Origin of the sequence: Clostridium sp. AM29-11AC (genome assembly GCF_003480545.1) — a bacterium.
Taxonomy (GTDB): domain Bacteria; phylum Bacillota; class Clostridia; order Lachnospirales; family Lachnospiraceae; genus Otoolea; species Otoolea saccharolyticum_A.
The window spans coordinates 38,130-56,867 of the sequence record NZ_QUJI01000012.1 but is presented as its reverse complement, the minus strand read 5'-3'; the positions used below and the strand labels follow the sequence as shown (position 1 = coordinate 56,867).

The 18,738-nt window shown below is 52.5% G+C and carries 16 protein-coding genes and 1 pseudogene; 1 reads left to right on the top strand and 16 read right to left on the bottom strand.

The features are described 5' to 3' along the window. Window positions 1-21: 21 nt before the first annotated feature. From DW757_RS10170 to DW757_RS10145, 6 genes are all read right to left on the bottom strand, one after another. Window positions 22-2,379 (bottom strand): glycosyltransferase family 39 protein, encoded by a 2,358-nt coding sequence (locus DW757_RS10170; RefSeq protein WP_118751632.1) that lies wholly within the window; start codon window positions 2,377-2,379, stop codon window positions 22-24. Between the two features lies 1 nt (window position 2,380). Further along, window positions 2,381-3,037, bottom strand: coding sequence for an HAD family hydrolase (locus tag DW757_RS10165; RefSeq protein ID WP_008396572.1), 657 nt, complete (start codon window positions 3,035-3,037; stop codon window positions 2,381-2,383). An 85-nt stretch (window positions 3,038-3,122) separates the two neighbouring features. After that, on the bottom strand, window positions 3,123-4,193 hold the full coding sequence (locus tag DW757_RS10160; RefSeq protein ID WP_008396571.1) for a GHMP kinase: 1,071 nt from the start codon (window positions 4,191-4,193) through the stop codon (window positions 3,123-3,125). Next, window positions 4,187-4,897: a nucleotidyltransferase family protein gene (locus tag DW757_RS10155; protein WP_118751631.1), complete on the bottom strand. Its 711-nt coding sequence runs from the start codon at window positions 4,895-4,897 to the stop codon at window positions 4,187-4,189. Before DW757_RS10155 ends, DW757_RS10160 begins: the two co-directional genes overlap by 7 nt. 6 nt (window positions 4,898-4,903) lie before the next feature. Continuing rightward, window positions 4,904-5,998: a M42 family metallopeptidase gene (locus DW757_RS10150; RefSeq protein WP_015574679.1), complete on the bottom strand. Its 1,095-nt coding sequence runs from the start codon at window positions 5,996-5,998 to the stop codon at window positions 4,904-4,906. A 164-nt stretch (window positions 5,999-6,162) separates the two neighbouring features. Continuing rightward, window positions 6,163-7,140 carry a MurR/RpiR family transcriptional regulator gene (locus DW757_RS10145; protein ID WP_118751630.1) on the bottom strand — a complete coding sequence of 326 codons (978 nt, stop codon included), beginning with the start codon at window positions 7,138-7,140 and terminating at the stop codon, window positions 6,163-6,165. A gap of 148 nt (window positions 7,141-7,288) precedes the next feature. Between DW757_RS10145 and DW757_RS10140 the strand changes: the two genes are divergently transcribed. Further along, the gene (locus DW757_RS10140; protein ID WP_118751629.1) at window positions 7,289-8,653 is read left to right on the top strand and encodes an MATE family efflux transporter; all 1,365 of its coding nucleotides are present in this window, start codon (window positions 7,289-7,291) and stop codon (window positions 8,651-8,653) included. A 160-nt stretch (window positions 8,654-8,813) separates the two neighbouring features. Here the strand turns inward: DW757_RS10140 and DW757_RS10135 are convergent, their stop codons facing one another. The 10 genes and pseudogenes from DW757_RS10135 to DW757_RS10095 form a co-directional block, all read right to left on the bottom strand. Next, window positions 8,814-9,980 carry a MalY/PatB family protein gene (locus tag DW757_RS10135; protein ID WP_118751628.1) on the bottom strand — a complete coding sequence of 389 codons (1,167 nt, stop codon included), beginning with the start codon at window positions 9,978-9,980 and terminating at the stop codon, window positions 8,814-8,816. Next, window positions 9,958-10,374 (bottom strand): GNAT family N-acetyltransferase, encoded by a 417-nt coding sequence (locus tag DW757_RS18025; RefSeq protein WP_243033581.1) that lies wholly within the window; start codon window positions 10,372-10,374, stop codon window positions 9,958-9,960. Before DW757_RS18025 ends, DW757_RS10135 begins: the two co-directional genes overlap by 23 nt. Before the next feature lie 48 nt (window positions 10,375-10,422). Next, window positions 10,423-11,154: pseudogene (locus DW757_RS18020) on the bottom strand (amino acid ABC transporter ATP-binding protein); the annotation flags it as partial. 10 nt (window positions 11,155-11,164) lie between these two features. After that, window positions 11,165-11,830: an amino acid ABC transporter permease gene (locus tag DW757_RS10125; protein ID WP_021965501.1), complete on the bottom strand. Its 666-nt coding sequence runs from the start codon at window positions 11,828-11,830 to the stop codon at window positions 11,165-11,167. A 15-nt stretch (window positions 11,831-11,845) separates the two neighbouring features. Beyond that, window positions 11,846-12,667, bottom strand: a complete 822-nt coding sequence (locus DW757_RS10120) for a transporter substrate-binding domain-containing protein (protein WP_118751626.1) — start codon at window positions 12,665-12,667, stop codon at window positions 11,846-11,848. A gap of 320 nt (window positions 12,668-12,987) precedes the next feature. Beyond that, window positions 12,988-14,598, bottom strand: a complete 1,611-nt coding sequence (locus DW757_RS10115) for a carbohydrate-binding domain-containing protein (RefSeq protein ID WP_118751625.1) — start codon at window positions 14,596-14,598, stop codon at window positions 12,988-12,990. 13 nt (window positions 14,599-14,611) lie between these two features. Then, a complete protein-coding gene (locus DW757_RS10110) occupies window positions 14,612-15,307 on the bottom strand; it encodes a DUF4956 domain-containing protein (RefSeq protein WP_118751624.1) in 696 nt (231 codons plus the stop codon). Further along, on the bottom strand, window positions 15,297-16,028 hold the full coding sequence (locus DW757_RS10105; RefSeq protein WP_118751623.1) for a polyphosphate polymerase domain-containing protein: 732 nt from the start codon (window positions 16,026-16,028) through the stop codon (window positions 15,297-15,299). The genes DW757_RS10110 and DW757_RS10105 overlap by 11 nt, the downstream gene beginning before the upstream one ends. A 23-nt stretch (window positions 16,029-16,051) precedes the next feature. After that, window positions 16,052-16,975, bottom strand: a complete 924-nt coding sequence (locus DW757_RS10100) for a trypsin-like peptidase domain-containing protein (protein WP_118751622.1) — start codon at window positions 16,973-16,975, stop codon at window positions 16,052-16,054. 420 nt (window positions 16,976-17,395) lie between these two features. Continuing rightward, the gene (locus DW757_RS10095; protein WP_002576318.1) at window positions 17,396-18,607 is read right to left on the bottom strand and encodes a site-specific integrase; all 1,212 of its coding nucleotides are present in this window, start codon (window positions 18,605-18,607) and stop codon (window positions 17,396-17,398) included. Window positions 18,608-18,738 lie beyond the last annotated feature (131 nt).

Sequence of the window (18,738 nt, the reverse complement as noted above, 5' to 3'; positions counted from 1 at the left end):
TTTCACGGCCGCCTGCGCGGATCAGCGGGTTTCTCCTGCCTGCTTCATCTCGTAAGTGAGGTAGTTTTCATCAAACAGCCTCAGATTCTCTCCCGACTGGCTGTCAGGCCTGCCGTCCAGCTCTACACGGGCCAGCACGTTTCCATGTTCAAATTTCAAATCCGTGAGAGTTCCGCGGCTGATCATCTGGCGCACCAGGCCATAGCTCCACTCCCAGCTTCCCTCCCCGATAAAGCCTGCCTCCACATAGGCATAATCGGCCTTGGCATAAGCCATATACTCCTCAAAAGCCTCTACCGTATTCACCAGCTCCACATTTCCCCAGGGGGAGGTAATATCCTTGTAGGACTGGACTATGCACGGGAACTGAAGACAGCCCGGATGGTCACCGAAGGCGATAACTCTCGTGGCAGAGTCCTGGGACAGAATATTCCAGATCTGTTCATTTCCTGTCTGCACCATTTTTTCGTGCTGGAGGGCTTCATGGTTGACCCTTCCCTTATTCACCCACTGGATCTCGGAAAAGCCCAGGCTCCACGCCCAGTTGGACTCAGCGGTCAGAAGCACATTAAAAGCCATAATCGGAAGCAGGAGAAGGCAGGCTGCTCCTGAAAATCTCCGAAAGCCCTTTCGCGAAAGAGACGCCAGAAGGCTGACTGCCCCGACGATAATCCCTGTATACAGAAGCATAAAATAGTTTCCGTCAATCTGGTAAAGCATCACAAGGCTCACCAGATTGACAGCCAGAAACGGCCAGAAGGCTGTGTGGGCGTAGGCGCTTAACAGCCTCTGTCCCCGCTTCCCGGTTTCTCTTTTTTGCGCCTCCGCTGCCAGAAGAAGGCAGGCCGCAAGACAGGCTCCCGTCAGAAACAGGATCAGAGGGCTTCCCCATGCAAACACCACATGGCCCATGTCGTCCCCGGCAGGCATGAGCAGCATGTGAAACAGACGTCTGGCCAGCACCGCCCCATTGCTTGCCTCCTCCCAGTTCTGGGGGAGGGCACTGGAGGCAAAGGGATATTTCATCTGAAATCCCAGCTTCTCCAAGATAGAGGTAAAGACAGAGGTCACCGGCATTCCTGTAATAAGCATGGTCCTGGCCCAGATTCCCGTCAGGGCTGCAGCCGGAAACAGCATAAGAAGCCACTGGCGGATCGGCGCCCTGAGCTTCAGAAGCCTTCTGAATATCAGATAGAGCCCGCTCATGCCGAAAATGGCCGTTGAAAATACCAGGGATGTGGACTTCATGGTCAGGGAGAGCAGGTATGCTCCTGCGCTTAAGACCAGCAGGGGAAATCTTCTTTCTCCCGTCTCTCCCGCCTCCTTAATGTATAAGGACATATAGTAGACCATGAAGATCTGAATCAGCCAGGTGATCACATCCGGCTTGGCGGTGATGGACATATTCATAATTCCCGGCACGCAGCTTACCAGAGCTGAGGCTAACAGCGCAAAACGCCTGTCCATATAAAGGCAGGAGAGGCGGTACAGGGCAAAAAGTCCTAATGCTGCAAGCCACAGGTTAAAATACAGAAGATAGCTGTGGCTGGCCAAATCGCACAGGGGGAGGGTAAGCGTTTCAAGCCCCTTGGCATAGACATAGGCCATCCCCACCATTCCGGGATTTTCATAGATCCCGGATCCATTGTCCAGGACATACTCGGAGCGGACACCGTACCAGAGAGTGTCAAAGTCCAGGGCAATATTCATTCTGCCTGCCTGGATAAGCACCATCACAATAAGAAAGGTGATGAGGAGATAAAAAACCGTCCGCCATCTTCCATCCAGCCTGTTCTGACTATCCTCCGGACATCGCCGTCCAGGCTTTCCCGCTTCTGTGCCAGGCCTCCTCTCCCCTGCCACCCGGACTCCCAGCCAGAGCAGAAGGGCGGCACCTGACAGCAGAGAAAACCACCTCAGCTGCCTCACTGCCCCTGCATGGAAGGCGGACAGCAGACAGAAGGCGGCAATAACTGCAGATGTGCCCAGGATGAAGTCAGCCATCCAACCGTCCCGGAGTTCTCTCTGTTTAAACAGAACGACTCTCAGAAAATAGCCCGTCAAAAACAGATAGCCCAGATACAGGGCGGAAACCGCCATAGGAAGAAATACCACATGGGCCCAGTTAAACAGGACAAAGACCAGGGCTGTGAAGCTCCACCGAAACAGCGGCCTGCGTATCAGGAGAAGGCCGCCCCCAATCAGCACGAAGATAAGCGCGATCTCCGCCATCATCTTGGCTGTCTCCGGGGTTTTAAACTGCCAGGAATATGTCCCGTCTCCGGTAAAAAGTGTCACAAACGGGACAGCCACACAGACTGCCCCCAAAACAAGAAGAAGAAAAGCCAGAATCCTCTGGCCTGTCTGCTTTCGTTCCATACTAAACCGCCTCTCTGTCCATACGGCAGATGAGCCGTACAGCCTCTCTCAGATCTTCTGCATACCAGTCATACTCCGCGCTTTCGCCGCCGGAAAATTCCTGTCCCGAAGAGGAGCCCTTCTGTCTCTTACTAAGCTCCTGCTCTCTCTGCTCGGCGCCGTAGCCTGTTCCCACCAGGATGCTCCTGATGCCAAAATTATGTCCTGCGGCCGTGTCAATGAGCTTGTCCCCCACCATAAAAGACCGCTCTCTGTCCACGGGGCAGTCCCTGTCCGCAGCCTCAAACATCCCCGTTTTCGGCTTTCTGCACCTGCATTCTGTCTTGTAGATTCCGATCCCGTGCTCCGGGTGATGGGGGCAGTAATAAAACGCGTCCACATGGGCGCGGTCCCTGGCCAGAACTTCATTCAGGTAGCTGTGAAGCCTGTCCACATCCGCCTCCGTATAATACCCTCTGGCCACTCCCGCCTGGTTGGTCACCACCACCACGCGAAAGCCCGCCTCATTCAGCTGCCTGATGGCCTCCGGCACCCCCGGTATCAGCTTCAGATCCTCTGGCCGGTAGAGGTAATTGACCTCCACATTCAGAGTTCCGTCCCGATCCAGGAACACGGTTTTCGTCTTTATTTTCTCTCTGTTTCCGGTATCCGGCTTCACTCCGTCGTCCTCCCTGCATGTACCATTTTCAGGGCAGGTTCCTGTTTCCCTGCCCTGCTTTCCTGCTGCCTGCTTCCCATTCCAATCACAGCTTAAAGGTGTAATTCCTGTCAGGCATCCGGACACTGACCTCCCCGTACTTCCACCTCTCACTGTCACAGCACCAGCTCTGGACACCCCGCAGTTCAAAGTTCCAGTCCATGAGCTGTCCGCCCACCTGCTCCATGCGGGCCGCCACCTTGTGCTTGACATTGTAGGGGCAGTACATGAGAAGGAAGCCGCCGCCGCCTGCTCCCAGGAGCTTTCCTCCCAGAGCCCCGGCCTTCTTGGCCTCATCGTAGAGCTCATCGATCTGTGGGTTGGTTATCTTGCTGCTCATGCGCTTTTTGCTCTGCCAGCCATAGTCCAGGAGCTTTCCGAAGCTGTGGAGATTTCCTCTCAGAAGCTCGTCCTTCATGGCGTAGGCCAGAGCCTTCACCTCGCACATGGCGTCAAAGGCATCCTGTTTCTTGTAGTTGCTCACCTGATCCTTGATAATATTTGCGGAAACATGGATATTTCCCGTATAGCACAGAAGCAGGTTGTACTGAAGCTCATGGATAATATCCTTCTTAATCCGCAGCGGGTTTACAATCACATTGTTCCTGCCGTGAAACTCGATAAAGTTAAATCCTCCAAAGGTGGATGCATACTGATCCTGATAGCCTCCGGCGATTCCCAGGTCAAGTCTCTCCACGCCGTAGGCCAGGTCGGCCATGGCGTAGCCGTCCAGCTCGATTCCCTTCCACTTGGCCATGGCCGAGAGAAGAGCCACCATCACGGTGGAGGATGTTCCCAGGCCTGAGCCGGGAGGCGCATCGCACTGCAGATAGACCTCGCAGCCCTTCTTGATGTCCATGGCCTTCAGGGCTGCTGTCACCAGATCCAGCTTTCCGTCATAGACATAATTTTCCTTTGTATTATATTTCACCGTCATGTCAAAGTCCAGGGAGTGGACCACGATCTGGTCATCCTCTCTGGGAATGATGGAGCAGTATGCGTATTTATTGATGGTGCTCCCGATAATGGCTCCCCCCTGCTCTACGCAGAAGGGCTCTACATCCGTTCCGCCTCCTCCGAAGCTGACGCGAAGGGGCGCTTTCGCGCGAATTACCATGAAACGACTCCTTTCTTTACGTCCTCCTGGAACCTGAAATAATCCTCCGGGATTCCGATGTCGATAAAATATCCCTCATTGACAAATCCTCCCAGGCGTTTTCCCTCCTTCATCCAGCGGGGGATCATCTCCTGCTCCAGGGAGACCTTCCCCTCCGGTATCTCCTCCAGCAGTCTGCGGTCCATCAGGTAAACGCCTCCGTTGATGGTGCCCGGGCGCTTCTCTCCCTCCAGCTTTTCATTGAAGCCGGTGAGCATGCCGTCTGTGAGCGTTGCCGCTCCGTACCGGGAAATATCATCCACCTCCCGAAGCACCAGAGCCATATCAAGGCTCTTTTCTGCCTGCAGCTTCGCCAGGCGGCTGTAGTCCAGACTGTAATAGGTATCTGCATTGAGGACAAAGAAGCGCTCCTCTGTCACAAATCTTCCCGCATTCTTTATGGCCCCGGCTGTGCCGAGAAGCTCCTCCTCATATGCGTAGGACGCACGGATCCCAAGGTTGCTTCCGTCCCTGAAGTGCTCTTCCACCATACTGCCCTTATATCCCACGGCAAAGATAATGTCCGTAATCCCGTGGCGGGCAAGCCCCCTCACCACGTACTCCATAAACGGCCTTCCCTCGATCAGGGCCATGGGCTTGGGCCTGTCGCTTACCACGCTGCGAAGTCTTGTCCCGAGTCCTCCTGCCAGTAAAATTGCCTGCATGTTTCCCTACCTCCCGCTTCCAGAGCCTTCGCAAAGGAGGAGCTCCTCAAAGAGTCTGGAGGATTCTTCCTTCTCCATAAGCCCTGCATAGGCCGCGATGAGCCGGAAGGTTTCCATAAGTCCCCTCACATGGGTTCTCTCCTGGCCGTGGGAGGCGCTGACTCCCTGGCCGATGAGGGCTCCCCGGATATTGTTTCCTCCCTTTAAGGCTGCTGACACATCCGAACCGTAGTGGGGAAATATGTCAACTGTATAGCCGATCCCGTACTCCTTTGCCAGGGAAATGAGCCGGTTGGTCATATCGAAATCATAAGGTCCGCTGGAGTCCTTGGCACAGATGGAAACACGGTACTCATCTCCGTTTAAGTCGTCTCCCACGCATCCCATGTCCACTGAGATCAGCTCCTCCACATTCTCCGGGATATAGCTGCACCCATGGCCGACCTCCTCGTAATTGCTGATCAGCATTTTCAGAGTCTGCACCGGCTTCTTCCCCGTGTCGTGAATATACTTTAACACACCCAGGATGACAGCGACGGAAGCCTTGTCATCCATATGCCTGGATTTGACAAACCCTCTCTCCGTCACCACAAACTTCGGATCAAAGCTCACGAAGTCGCCGGCTCCGATTCCCAGCTTTTCCACATCCTCTGCCGTGCGCACAATCTCGTCCAGACGGATCTCCATATTTTCCTCCGTCCTCTTCAGCTCCCGGCATCCGTCCCACACGTGTACGGACGGCTGAGTGGTCTGGATGGTTCCCGTAAACTCTCTGCCGTCTCTGGTGAGGATTTTGCAGTAGCTGCCCTCAATCGCCTCCATCATCATGCCTCCCACCTGGGTGAAGGCAAGCGTGCCGCCGGCCCGCACGGAGCGCACCATGGCCCCCAGAGTATCCACATGGCCGGAAAAAGCCACAACCGTTTCTGTCTGTCCGGGAACTGTGATAATCAGGCCGCCCTTGCGGTTGTACTCCGTCTGAAAGCCAAAGCCCTCCGCCTCCCTGCGGACGATCTCCATGACCTTTCCGGTGCAGCCGGAAGGGCTTGGGGTGTTCACAATCTTTTCCAGTGTGTCTAAAATATATTTCATATATTCCATCTTTTTTCTCCTTTTGTACACTTATTTGCCGTATATGCCCTGAGCAGGCATGGCAGGACAGACAGAGGACAAAACCGGACGGTCTGCCGCAACCGTCGCTGCCATATGGGCATCTTTGGCAAGGCACGAACTGTAAACATTCTATCACATATCCCCTGTATTTTCTAGTATTGTCCCGTTTCTGTAAGAAACTCTTCCATTTTCTTTAAACGCTCCTCATTCTGCTCTCTGCCCCTGCTGCTCACCAGCCCGGTCAGAACCTCCATGGTCATGACGAGGCTTACATAGGAGTTATAGAAGGAGAGGTTTTCTGTACTGTTTAATAGAATTGCCTCCGCCCCGGCGCAGACAGGGGAGGATGGCCTGTCTGTCACTGCGATGATACGGCTGCCGGCCTTCCTTGCCATGGACGCCGCAAAGACTGCCTCGCTGGAATAGCGGTCATAGGAAATAACTGCCACTGCATCCCTCCCGGTCAGATCCACCAGGGTATCCACCGTCGGGCAGGAGCCGTTGACCACATGTACCCCCGGCCGCACACAGGAGAGCATAACTCCGAAGGAGGCCGCAAATCCGGCGCAGGCGCGAAAGCCCACTAAAAAGACACGCTCCGCCTCGGACAGGATGTCAGCCGCCCGGCTGCAGCTGCCGTAATCGCCGGGGTTCTGATCCCTCTCAATGTTTCTGAGGGCGTTCTGACGGATTGCACCTATCAGCTCCTCGTCTGTCAGCCCGTCGTAGCTTTTGATCTTCTCGTAGGGAATGGGACGGACTTTCATGCCGCCTTCCAGCTCTCTCTTCAGCTCAGCCTGAAGAGCCCGTTTAAACTGGGCAAAGCTCTCAAATCCCAGCCGTCCTGACACGCGCACCGCCGCGGAGGCGCTGACGCCCGCCTTCTTCGCAATCTGCGCCGCCGTCTCAAAACAGGCCTCCTTCTTATTTTTCACGATATAGTCCAGAACGGCCCGATCTCTGGGCGTCAGCCTTGCGGCCGCGATGCGCGCCTCCAGCGTTTCTTTTTCACTGACGGCCGTCCCTCCTTTTTCTCTCTGCTTTTTCGCTTCACCTTCTTCTGCCATCTCTCTCCCCCCTCTCTCTCTTATGCTCTCATCAGCTTTCTCTGTTTTCTTCCTCTCTTCCATATGAACCCTCTCTTTTCTCTTTCTTTTGTTGACAATCCCTGAAATAGTCTTATAATTGTGGTATGAATGATTTTTTATAATTATTATACAATAGTTTTGATTTTTTTAAATCATTTTATTTGTCAGGACAGCAGAAGGAGGACAATCTATGGCCAGAAACATGACGCAGGGAAGTATCACCGGCCACCTGCTTGTATATGCGGTTCCGCTGGTATTCGGAAACCTGTTCCAGCAGCTCTACCACACCGTGGATTCCGTCGTGGTGGGGCAGTTTAACGGAAAAGAGGCGCTGGCAGCCATCGGCGCGGCCGGTCCGATTATGAATATTCTGATTTTTCTGATCGTAGGTCTTTCCATGGGCGCATCTATCATCATGGCAGAGTACTTCGGGGCCGGTGACTTTCCGGCGCTGAAAAAGGAGATGGCCACCTCCATCGTGTCCGGTCTGATCCTCACCGTCATTATCACTGTGCTGGCTGTGGCGGGAAGCGGGCTTTTCATCCGCCTGACGCAGACACCTGAGGAGATCGCCCCTCTGGCATCCGACTATCTGAGAATCGTCACCGCAGGACTGATCTTCACCTTTTTTTACAATATCCTGTCTGCGGGACTTCGGGCCATCGGAGATTCCAAGGCCCCTCTGTATGTGCTGATAATCACAACTGTTGTCAATGTAGTTCTGGACATCCTTCTTGTGGGAACCTTTCACATGAGCGTCTATGGAGCTGCTGTGGCCACTGTGATCGCCCAGGCAGTTTCCTCCCTTCTTCTCTTTGCCTACATCGCTGTCCGGGCAAAAATCCTCTGGGTTCCCGTCAGAGAGCTCCGCATAGACAGGGATTTTCTGAAAAAGACCATTGATTTCAGCTCTGTCTCCGCCCTCCAGCAGACCATGCTGTACCTGGGCCGGCTTCTCGTCCAGTCCGGAGTCAACATGCTGGGCGTGGACGCCGTCGCAGCCTTCAATGCAGTCTCCATCGTGGACAGCTACGTGCTGGCCCCCGGCGACAGCCTGGCCTCCTCCATGACTACCTTTGCGGCCCAGAATAAAGGGGCCGGAACCTTCGGCCGGATCTCGAAGGGGCTGAAAACCATGCTCTGTATTGCGGAGATTTACGTGGCCCTGGTGGCAGTCCTCGTGTTCAGCCAGTGCCGGCTGCTTTTGGGCTTTTTCCTGAAGCCGGAGGAAACTGCGGCGATCGCAGCGGGGATCTCCTACCTGATTCCCATGTCCTTTGGATACCTTCTGTCCGGGATTACCAATACCTTCCAGGGATATTTCAGAGGGATCGGAAACCTGAAAATCACCCTCTGGGCCACCCTTCTGCAGATTCCCATCCGTGTGGCCCTGACCTACCTGCTTTTAGACGCCATGGGTGTTGAGGCTGTGGCAGCAGGAACCATCATCGGATGGATCTGCATGGCCCTGTTTGAGGTATTCTGTTACCACAGATGGGGAAGATTTGACGAGAGAGGACTTGTGTGGGAGCGAAAAGGAGGGGAGGCCGGCTGAAAAGAAAAATCGGCGCCCTTGAAAGCCGTTTTTGCTTCCTCAGGTGCCGATTTTATGCACTATTTTCTCAGAGAGCTGTTTTGCAGCAGACGGGCCCATCTGCTTGTTTCTGAACGAACCGCTCTGACTCTGCAGCGGTATGATTCTGATGCGGGAAAGGCTATCCTTCTATTAAAAGGCTGAGCCTGTCTGCGATTTCCTTCACATTCTCCCTGCTGGTGGCCAGGTTAATCCGGATATATCCCTCATACTCCCTGCCTCCAAACCACTCCCCAAAATCCACTGCGAGTCCGCACCGGTTCTGAACCAGTTCCTTCACTCTTTCTTTTTTCACTGCCCCCGATAAATCAACCCACGCAAGATAGGTTCCCTCCAGAGGTGAGATGACTGCATCCGGAAGGCTCTGGCTCAGCGCTTCCTTCAGGCAGACATAATTATCCCTGACTAGGCAGAGTGCTTTCTCCAGCCACTGCCTGCCTCCCTGATAAGCAGCCTGCACGGCTATGTAGCCAAAGGCTCCCCCTTCTGTCAGATGGAGCCTCCTGGCCGTCTCGTCATATCTTTGCCGGAGACCGGAATCGGGGATAATCAGAAAGCCGTTCTGGCAGCCTGAAAGATTGAAGGTTTTGGCCGCAGATGTCAGGGTTATCAGAATGCTGTCGTAACTTCCCACAGCTGCCGCCGCCGTCTGCTCCCGCTCCCCTGTAATCAGATCCTGGTGAATCTCATCAGCAATTACAAAAACATGGTTTTCCAGGCACAGGTCCAGAATCGTCTTCAGTTCTTTCCGCGTCCATACGCGCCCCACCGGGTTATGGGGGGAACAGAGAATAAACAGTCTGACCTTTTCCTCTTTGATTTTCCTCTTAAACAGTTCTGTATCCATCTCGTAGACACCGTTCCTGCAGCGCAGAGGGCAGCGAATCAGCCTTCGCCCTGTTTCCTCTGCCGCATGAAAAAACGGATAATAGACCGGAGGCATCACGAGAACGGAGTCCCCCTCCCCGGTCAGCATCTGAATCAGCCAGTAAATGGCCGGCACTACTCCCGGCACAAAGCGTATCCACTCTTTTTTCACCTGATAGGAATGGTACTTTCTCTCCCAGCTGATAAACGACTGCCAGTAGTCCTCCGGCACCTTATAATAGCCGTATACATTAAAGTCCACATACTTTCTGAGAGCTTCCTGCACACAGGCGGGAGCCTCGAAATCCATGTCTGCCACCCAGGCCGGCAGAAGCTCTGCTTTGCCGAACTGCTCCTTAAGACCGTCCCATTTCTCGCAGTCTGTGTTTTTTCTGTCCCTATACTTCACTGTCTCCTGCATTTGTCCATTCCTTCTTCATGATCTCAGACTCACATCCATTGTGATACCTGTGACAGTTCTGGCAGTCAGAAATATCCGGGGCATCATCCCTCCGGATGATCTCAAAGCCAAGCTTTTTATAAAATTCCGGCACCTTGGCATTCAGATACAGGCACTGCGCCCCTCTTTTCCGGGCCTCTGCCTCTGCCCGCTGCACCAGAAGCCTTCCCAGGCCCCTTCCCTGAAACTCCTTTTTTACTGCCACTGTTTTCAGGATGAATACATCCTTGTCGTAAACCAAAGACGCTCCTCCCAGTCTCTGTCCTGTCTCTGTGTCCTTCACCTCCAGACAGGTCAGAAGTCCCTCCGGTACCTCTGAGTCAGGTTCTATCTCAAGCCCTTCCTCAATAAACATGGGAATCATTTCTTTGTAGCTGTCAGAGAGGAGCACCTGATATTCCTGTTTCTCCTCCAGCTTCAGGAACGCCCTGGTACGTTTATTTTTCGGGTTTCTGAAGATTTCCTCTGCTGTTCCCTCTTCCACAATTCTTCCATTTTCCATAAAAATCACCCGATCTGCCACCTTTTCTGCAAACTTCATCTCATGTGTCACAATAATCATGGTAAAATGCTGCTCTGCCAGCTTCTCAATGACCTCCAGCACCTCCTGAACCCACTCTGGATCCAGGGCAGACGTGGGTTCATCGAAGAGCAGCACATCCGGCTCTACAGCCAGAGAACGGGCAATGGCCACCCGCTGCTGCTGCCCCCCTGAAAGAGTGGCAGGATACTGCTGTGCTCTGTCTCCCATTCCCACCTTTTCCAGATAGTATTCAGCCTTTTTTCTGGCCTCCTGCCGGTTCATTTTCTTGGCAAAGATCAGAGGATCCATGACATTGTGGAGAACATTTTTGTTCAGAAACAGGTTGTAGTTCTGGAAAATCATAGCCGACTGCTTTCTCAGGGAGTGAATCTCCTTTTTCGTGTGGCTTGCGGCGTCCACCGTTACTCCGCCGATGGTAATGCTGCCCTGATCCGGCGTTTCCAGATAATTCAGGCATCGAAGCAGTGTGGATTTTCCGGTCCCTGAAGAACCGATTACCGCCGCCACCTCTCCCTTCTTTATTTCCAGGCTGAGTCCCTTTAAAACCTCCTGATTTCCGAAACTTTTGTGAAGATTTTCAATCCTTACCACTTTCCTCCCCCTATCTTACATACCCTGCTGAAAATTTTCTCTCCAGCAGCGCCTCCGCCCGTTCCAGCACCAGGATAATCACCCAGTAAAGAAGCATCAGGAGCATATACGCCTCAAAGTAACGAAAGGTCACGGAAGCTCTCAGGTTTGCGGCAGCCGTAATCTCGATAACGCCAATCGTGAAAGCCATGGAGGTTCCCTTCACAATATCCACCAGGTTGTTAAACAGGGACGGAATCGCCACTCTGACCGCCTGCGGAAAAACAATGTGGGCCATTGCCTGCAGGGGAGTCATCCCATGGGCCAGAGCCGCCTCCCTCTGTCCCGCAGGCACAGACAGAAGCGCTCCTCTCACCGCCTCTTTCATATAGGCCGCTGAGTTTAATGTCAGCCCCACAATGCACACGGCAAAAGCCGGAATATCTCTCAGCTCGGGGATAAAGGTAGGAATTCCGAAATAGAGGAGAAACAGCTGAGGAATCAGCGGCGTTCCTCTGAAAAATGACACATAGACTGCACACACCTGTCTCAGGACAGGCACCTTAAAATAATCAATCCCTGCAATCACCACAGCCAGCAGCAGGGACAGCACAAAAGACACTGCTGCCAGGCTCAGGGTAGTGGGAAGGGCGGCAAACATCGAGCGGAGGACACTGACTGAAAATTCCCAATCCATATCTAGCCGCTCCTTTTATAATTCCTCGGCGCCTTCCGGCTGCACGGAAATATCCATGTCAAACCATTTTTCTGACAGCTTTTTCAGTGTTCCGTCCTCGTGCATTTCTTTTATAGCCTCTGAAACGACAGAGCACAGTTCCTCTCCTCTTTCCGTCTTAGAAAATGGGTATACATTTGTCTCCAGTACATTCGTATCTCCCAGAATTTTCAGGTTGTCTACCTCCTCCAGCGTGGTAATGCAGGAAGTCTTTGCCCTGGGCCACAGATCGCACCTTCCAAGAGCCACTTCCTGAACAGACATTCCGTCATAGTAGACCGGCTCCAGCTTTACTCCGTACTCCTTCTCGATTGCCTCTACAATCAGCTCATCACTGGTGTTTGTCTCACAGGAGATGGTCATTCCGTCCTTCAGATCATCCATGGACTGAAGCTCTTCGTTGTCTGCCCGCGACAGAAGAGAATAGATATTGTAGGCGTAGGGCTCTGACAGGCAGTAGGCTTGCCTGCGCTCGTCCGTAGCCGATATCTGCTCCCCGACGGTATCCAGACGCTGGTCATTCAGCATGGCCCACATGCCGTCCCACTCCATAATCTGGTATTCTATCTTGTAGCCTGTCCTTTTCCCAATCTCCATCCATACATCATAGTCGTAGCCTGTCAGATTTCCATTTTCATCCGTCTGAATCCACCCTGGTGTAGTCGCCTCACATCCGATGCGGATTACTTTCTCTTCAGCGGCTGCGCTGCTTTCCGTATCCCGTCCGCCTCCTGCACATGCTGTCAGCAGCAGTGCCGCTGCGGTATACACTGCTGCTCTCTTCCATTTTCCGTTCATCCTTTTTCCTCCTCTGTCTTTCAAATATACCTGCGCCTGCCGTTTTTACAAAACAGCAGGCCGTTCTTATAGTTCTCCTCAAGTATATTCCATCTGCAGAGGCAGTTCTAATCGTTTAATATCATATATTGGGTAATTCTATAGATTTTTTCTATAGATTTATTCTCTTCGAAGTTCCTGCACGCTTGAATGCTTTTACATAAAAACCTGTAATTCAAGCAGGAAAAAGTTTTTCTGTTCTTTCTGTCTGCATCCATCGCTTCCACAATACAGTCAGGAGGATGACGCGGGGATTCTTCCTGGAGGAAGTTTGAAACGCATCACTCTTCCTCACCATTCGGGCGCTTTGGTCCCATACCTCCTCTGCCTCCCATGCCGCCTCCCATCTGGCCCGGATTGTTCTCGGAGCCGTCGTTGGTGGTGACGTCACCGCCGTTGACAGCGTAGCTTCCATCGCAGTCTAAAGCCGTGTTTCCGTTTCCGCTGCAGGTAAGCTGAAGCGTTCCGCCGTTGATGGCCAAGTCCCCATTGGAATCAATGCAGTCTCCCGCAGAAGTGATGGTAAAGTCACCGCCGTTGATTATAATGAAACTGTCAGAGCCTTCGGAAAATGAATCCTGTCTGGGACGTCCGCCGCCAAAGCCAGAGCTGTCCGCGCCGCCGGCGGAATTGATCCCGTCATCCTGGGATGTTATCCCAAAGCTGCCGTCGTCCACAGTGACAGAGAGGCCTTCAATGCCCTCATAGCAGTATTCAATGCTGAAGGATCCCCCCTGAATGGTGACTGCGGCATCTGAGTGGACGGCGTCGTCTCCGCTTTTCAGCTCAAATTCACCGTCCGAGATGAGAATATCGCCTCCTGCATGGATGGAATCGTCTGCCGTATCCATGACAAAGGCTCCCGAAGCAATCGTGACAGTCCCGTCAGCCTTGATTCCCTTCTGGCTGACAGTGTCTTCCTCCTGGGCGGCCGCGGCCTGCGTCTCGATTTCTCCCTGCCGTCCAAAACCCCTGCCGTCGCTGGCCATGACGGCACTGGCGCTGCCTTCTCCCGCAGTAACGGAAACCGTTCCGTTTTCAATCAGCAGGTAACTGGCTGCGCTGATTCCGTCGCCGCCTGCGGCAATAGTAAAGCTTCCGTCAGCAATATATAAAAACCCCGAACTGCTGTCATCCTTATTTTCTGCATGTATGCCGTCTTTGCCGCTGGAAATCGTGTAGGTTCCCTTTGCTATGCGCACGCTGTCCTTTCCGGAGATTCCATGGTCTGCAGCAGTGATGTCATAGGTTCCGCCTGTGAAAACCAGGTCATCCTTGGAGACAATACCGTGACCTGCCGAAGCGGAAACGGTCAGGGTTCCCTCGCCGTTTAAGGTCAGATCTGATTTGGAAAAGATCACGGCATCGATATTATTGTCATCGACTGCCGCGTACTCATCGCCGTTGCTGAGGGTATTGGTGGTGCCGGAGGCGGTAGTGATAAAGACTTTGTCTGCCTCCAGAACATAGATGGCCGCAGATGTGCCATTTGTGATCTCTGCCTGATCCAACACCAGCTGAATCTTGTCCGTGTCCCCGGCATTGACAACAATCATCCCGTCGTTCAGGGTTCCCGAGAGAATATAGGTACCTTCCTCCGTTACGGTGACTGTGCTGCCGGAGATCTCCACCGCATCGAAGCCGCAGGAAGCGCTGTCTCCCGATAAGGCAATGCGGACGCTGGTTTCTTCGTCATACCCGATCTCCATGTCCCGGTCCGTAAACATGTCCGATGTGCTGACCGGTGTGCCGGCCGATGATGGTGACTGTTCGCCGTCTGCTGCGTCCGCCTCTGAGGCCGGACTTTCAGATACACCGGCCCCTGCCGGGCTGCATCCGGAGAAGACGAGAGCAGTGACAAGCACCAGTGACAGTATCTCTCTTTTTTTCATGTTTTACCTCCTTTTACAATTCGCCGATCACTGTCTCCTGTCTGGAAACTGTAATCTCCAGATTTCCGTTCCGGCAGCGCAGCTTATCAATCAGCTCCTTCTCTTTTCCCTCGTACCTCAGAGTCAGATTGTAGGTGAGGCGAAACAGGCTTCCCATATTGGTGGTTTTAACCTGCACAAGCTCACATTCCGACGCGTATTTTTTAAGAATAGGATCAAAAACATCTGTATAGTCCAGATCCTCCGGAATCGTGATGTGGAGGGTTTTATATACGGCTGCCCTTCTTCTGGAACCAAAGTCCAGCCGGCTGTAGACAGCGCTCACCAGACCGAAGATGAAAGCGCAGAGAAATGCGTATCCCAGATACCCCATTCCCACGATCAGACCGGTGCCCATGGCAAGAAAAATAGCGCCAATCTCCTTTGCAGAGCCCGGTACAGAGCGGAAGCGCACCAGGCTGAAAGCCCCGGCCACCGCAACGCCGGTTCCCACATTCCCATTGACCATCATGATGACCACACAAGCAACCGCCGGAAGCATCGCAAGGGTTGCTGCAAAGCTTTTGGTGTATCTGGTTCGGTACATATAGAAGCCGGCAAGAATCAGCCCTATTGCCAGTGCGCTCACAACGCAGAGCAGAAAATCAGACACTGGTATCACACTTGTCAGCTGGGTATCAAACAGCCCGCGAAATAAATTATCCAGCATACCGCACCCTCCTCTGTGAATCGTTCATGGATTTTGCCATCATATGCTGATAGGCTGAGCCGTACTTTGAAAAGGATGTGCGGTATAACCGGAGCCGGCTCAGCGCGTGGCTCATCCACAGCGGCTGGCCGCCGGCAGTTTTAATCTCCATCAGCGTCTGTCCCTCCTGCAGAAGAGGAGTACCATAGACTTCACTTCCCAGAGAATAATCATGTTCCCGGTACAGGATATTCTCGTCAAAGGTAACGCGAAAATCTCCGCCGTCCAGAGCATAGAATGCCTCCCGCTCATAGGAGAGAAAAACGGTCGGGCGCAGCTCTCCATAGTAGGAGCGGAAATACTCAATTTCCTCTGCAATCTGGGAGCGGACCGGAAGCGGCTCCCCGTTCTGAAAACAGTTCATGGCCTCACCTTCCGGGAGGGTGAGTCTGCGCTTGTACACCACTGACTTGTATTTCTTCTTCAGCTCTACAAAGACCGGGTCCTCCAAAGCCGCAGGCCGGTAACTGCGGATGAGCAGTTTTTCTTTGTATGCCGGCTTTTCTAACGAACGCCGGATCAGCCGGTAGGTGTCCGTATCGTAATAGATGTTCCGTATTGTGGTGCGGCCGTATCCGTCCAGCTTCATGTAGGGTTCCATTGCCTGCAGAACCCCTCTCTTTTCCTGCTCCGTCAGCAGGTATTTGATCTCATAGCGTTTAAAAGTTGCCTGATATGACACTGTATTACCTCCTTGGCTCTTCTTTAATTCATGTAAGACTCAATCAGTTCCAGAATCTGGGAGACAGGAATCGCATATCCTATCCCCTCCACCTCCGTAGAGGAAACCTTAGCCGTATTGATTCCTATTAATTCCCCATTCATATTGAGCAGGGCTCCTCCGCTGTTGCCCGGGTTGATTGCTGCGTCCGTCTGAATATATGTGGATACCCCTGTGTCCGTGCTGACTGTGCGGTCCAGAGCGCTGACAATGCCTGTGGTCACAGATTGGCCGTATCCAAGAGCGTTTCCAATGGCAACGACCTGTTCGCCCACAGCCAATTCATCCGAATTGCCGATCTCCACAACAGAAATTTGCGAAAGGGTGTCCGAAGACAGGATATCGGCAGAAACCTTCAGCAGAGCGATGTCCATTGTTCTGTCAAAGCCGCACAGCTGCGCTTCATATGTTTGGTCATCTGCAAATGTCACAGAAAGGGTTGTGGCGCCCTCTGCCACATGGTAATTGGTGACTATATAGAGAGCGGAATCGCTGGCACTGATAATTACTCCCGAACCGCAGCTTGTGGTTTCCTGCAGCTGCACCGGCCCCCTTCCATTAGGTCCAAACTGTCCGAAATAGCGCTGCACCTCCTGTACCGAAATATTCGTCACAGATACAACAGAGGGGAGGCCCCTGGCTGCGATTTCAGTTACATCAAGAGACTGGCCCGAGGCTCTGGATGTGTGAGATACGGAGTCCAGCTCTCCTGCATATCGCAGCAGAGTGCTTACACCATAGCATGTCCCCTGGACAATTACGCCGAAGAGCACTGCGCTCAATGTAAACGCAGCAGCTCTCCTGATAAATCTGTTTTTCCTGTGCTTCCTTTTTCTGCTGGCCGGATGTACAGGATGATCAGGGTTCGCTGCACGGGTCATGGAATCATAGTCTAGTTCGTTGTACATAAAGCCTGCTCCTTTCGAAACGTAACCCGATTTTCATTATTTTGTGTTTTCTTTCCACGGTTAAAGTATAGCTTTTCTTCCTTAGCCAAAGTTAAAACGGAAACTTAACTGAACTTAAAATTCATTTTGAGATTTTGAGAAATGATTTTTTTGAATAACTGATATGATTCCTGAAACAGAGAAGAGGGTAAGAGGAGGCACCGGGCAGCCCTGCCACATAAAAAACCCCGGAAAACCGAAGCTTTCCGGGGTTTTTGAAATATTCTGAACGTAATTATCTCTTGGAGAACTGTGGTGCACGACGTGCAGCCTTGAGGCCGTATTTCAATCGTCTGAGCGATGATTTTCCTTGATATTCCGGGCTTTTTTGAGCCTCGGCCCCTCGGTTGTCCTATTCCTTAACCAAAAAACAGGCCACTTTTACGAGGGGACAGCTTGATGAAATGCAGAATTTACTACATCGAATAGCTGTTCTGGTTTATTATACTTTACTCTTGCATAGATGTCCATAGTTGTCTTGCTGTTCTCATGTCCGGCAAGGTACTGGACCGTCTTGGGGTCAACACCTGCATACAGAAGATTGGTGATGTAGGTATGCCGCAGCAGGTGCGGTGTCACATCGAAGTCCAGGCTATACACAATGTTGGGATTGTTTTTCTGATGTCCTCCCAGACTCGGCTGAACAGTGTACTTGATGCTCTGTCCGTTCACATACTTATAATAGGTACGCTCCTTGGTAGACCGAACAACGATGTACTGCCAGACACGTTTGAACTGCGAATATGACAAGGGCTGTCCCTCACTATCGGCAATCACATATTCCGATTTGGAGGCAGCCTTGGCTTCCCGCAGACAATTCACAAGGCATTTGGGAATGGGAATATCCCTTCTTGCTGCTTTCGTCTTAAGCGTTGTAGAGATAACCGGTCTGTTATGCTCTGATCGCCATGCGCGCCGCACAGAGATATATGGAGTGGGTGCATCGAGGAACACACAATCCCATTGCAAGGCGAGAGCTTCTTCTCGGCGCAGACCGGCATATAAGCCGATCATGGTAAACAGATACGGCGGAAGTCCTTTGACGGTTTCCAGCAGCACTTCCACCTGCTGGTCTGTCAGCGAATCTTTCTTTTGGGTCGGTTTCCCTCCTTTTGCCGAAATCCCCTCACACGGATTGTATTCCAGCAACTGGCTCCGCTCTGCCGAGTAAAAAATGCACTTGAGGAGCATATTCACCGTATTGTGCAGGCTCTCGGACTTATTGGACAATGGGATCAGCGCCAGACGAATATCATCCGCTGTTACTTCCTCCATATACATATCTCCCAAAGGCTTGATAATGTAGTTCTTCATATTGGAGGCGTAGCCCTTCAGTGTAGCCGGCGACACTTTTGCGGATTGCATCAACAGCCACTTCTCACAATACTCGGCCACAGTAGGATGCTCCCGGTGGAAGATGATCTCCGCTACCTGGCGTCTCGCCTCCTGCTCTTTATCGTACAGTTCCTCGCAGGTAGTCCCATACAAGCTCACCTGCTTGCCGTCTGCGTCCAGAATCCGGGTTCTGTAATACAGGACACCCTTTCGTGTGACGGTTCCATATTGAGGTATGTTTTTTTTCTTCTTTGCCATAATTAATTTCCTTTCTCGCGTGGTGATGTATCTACACCTCCTTTTTATCAGAGATTTCAAATTGAATCAAAGATACGGCCAAGGAAAAACTAAGAGCGAGACATCCTTGTCTCGCTCTTACTTCATTTTCT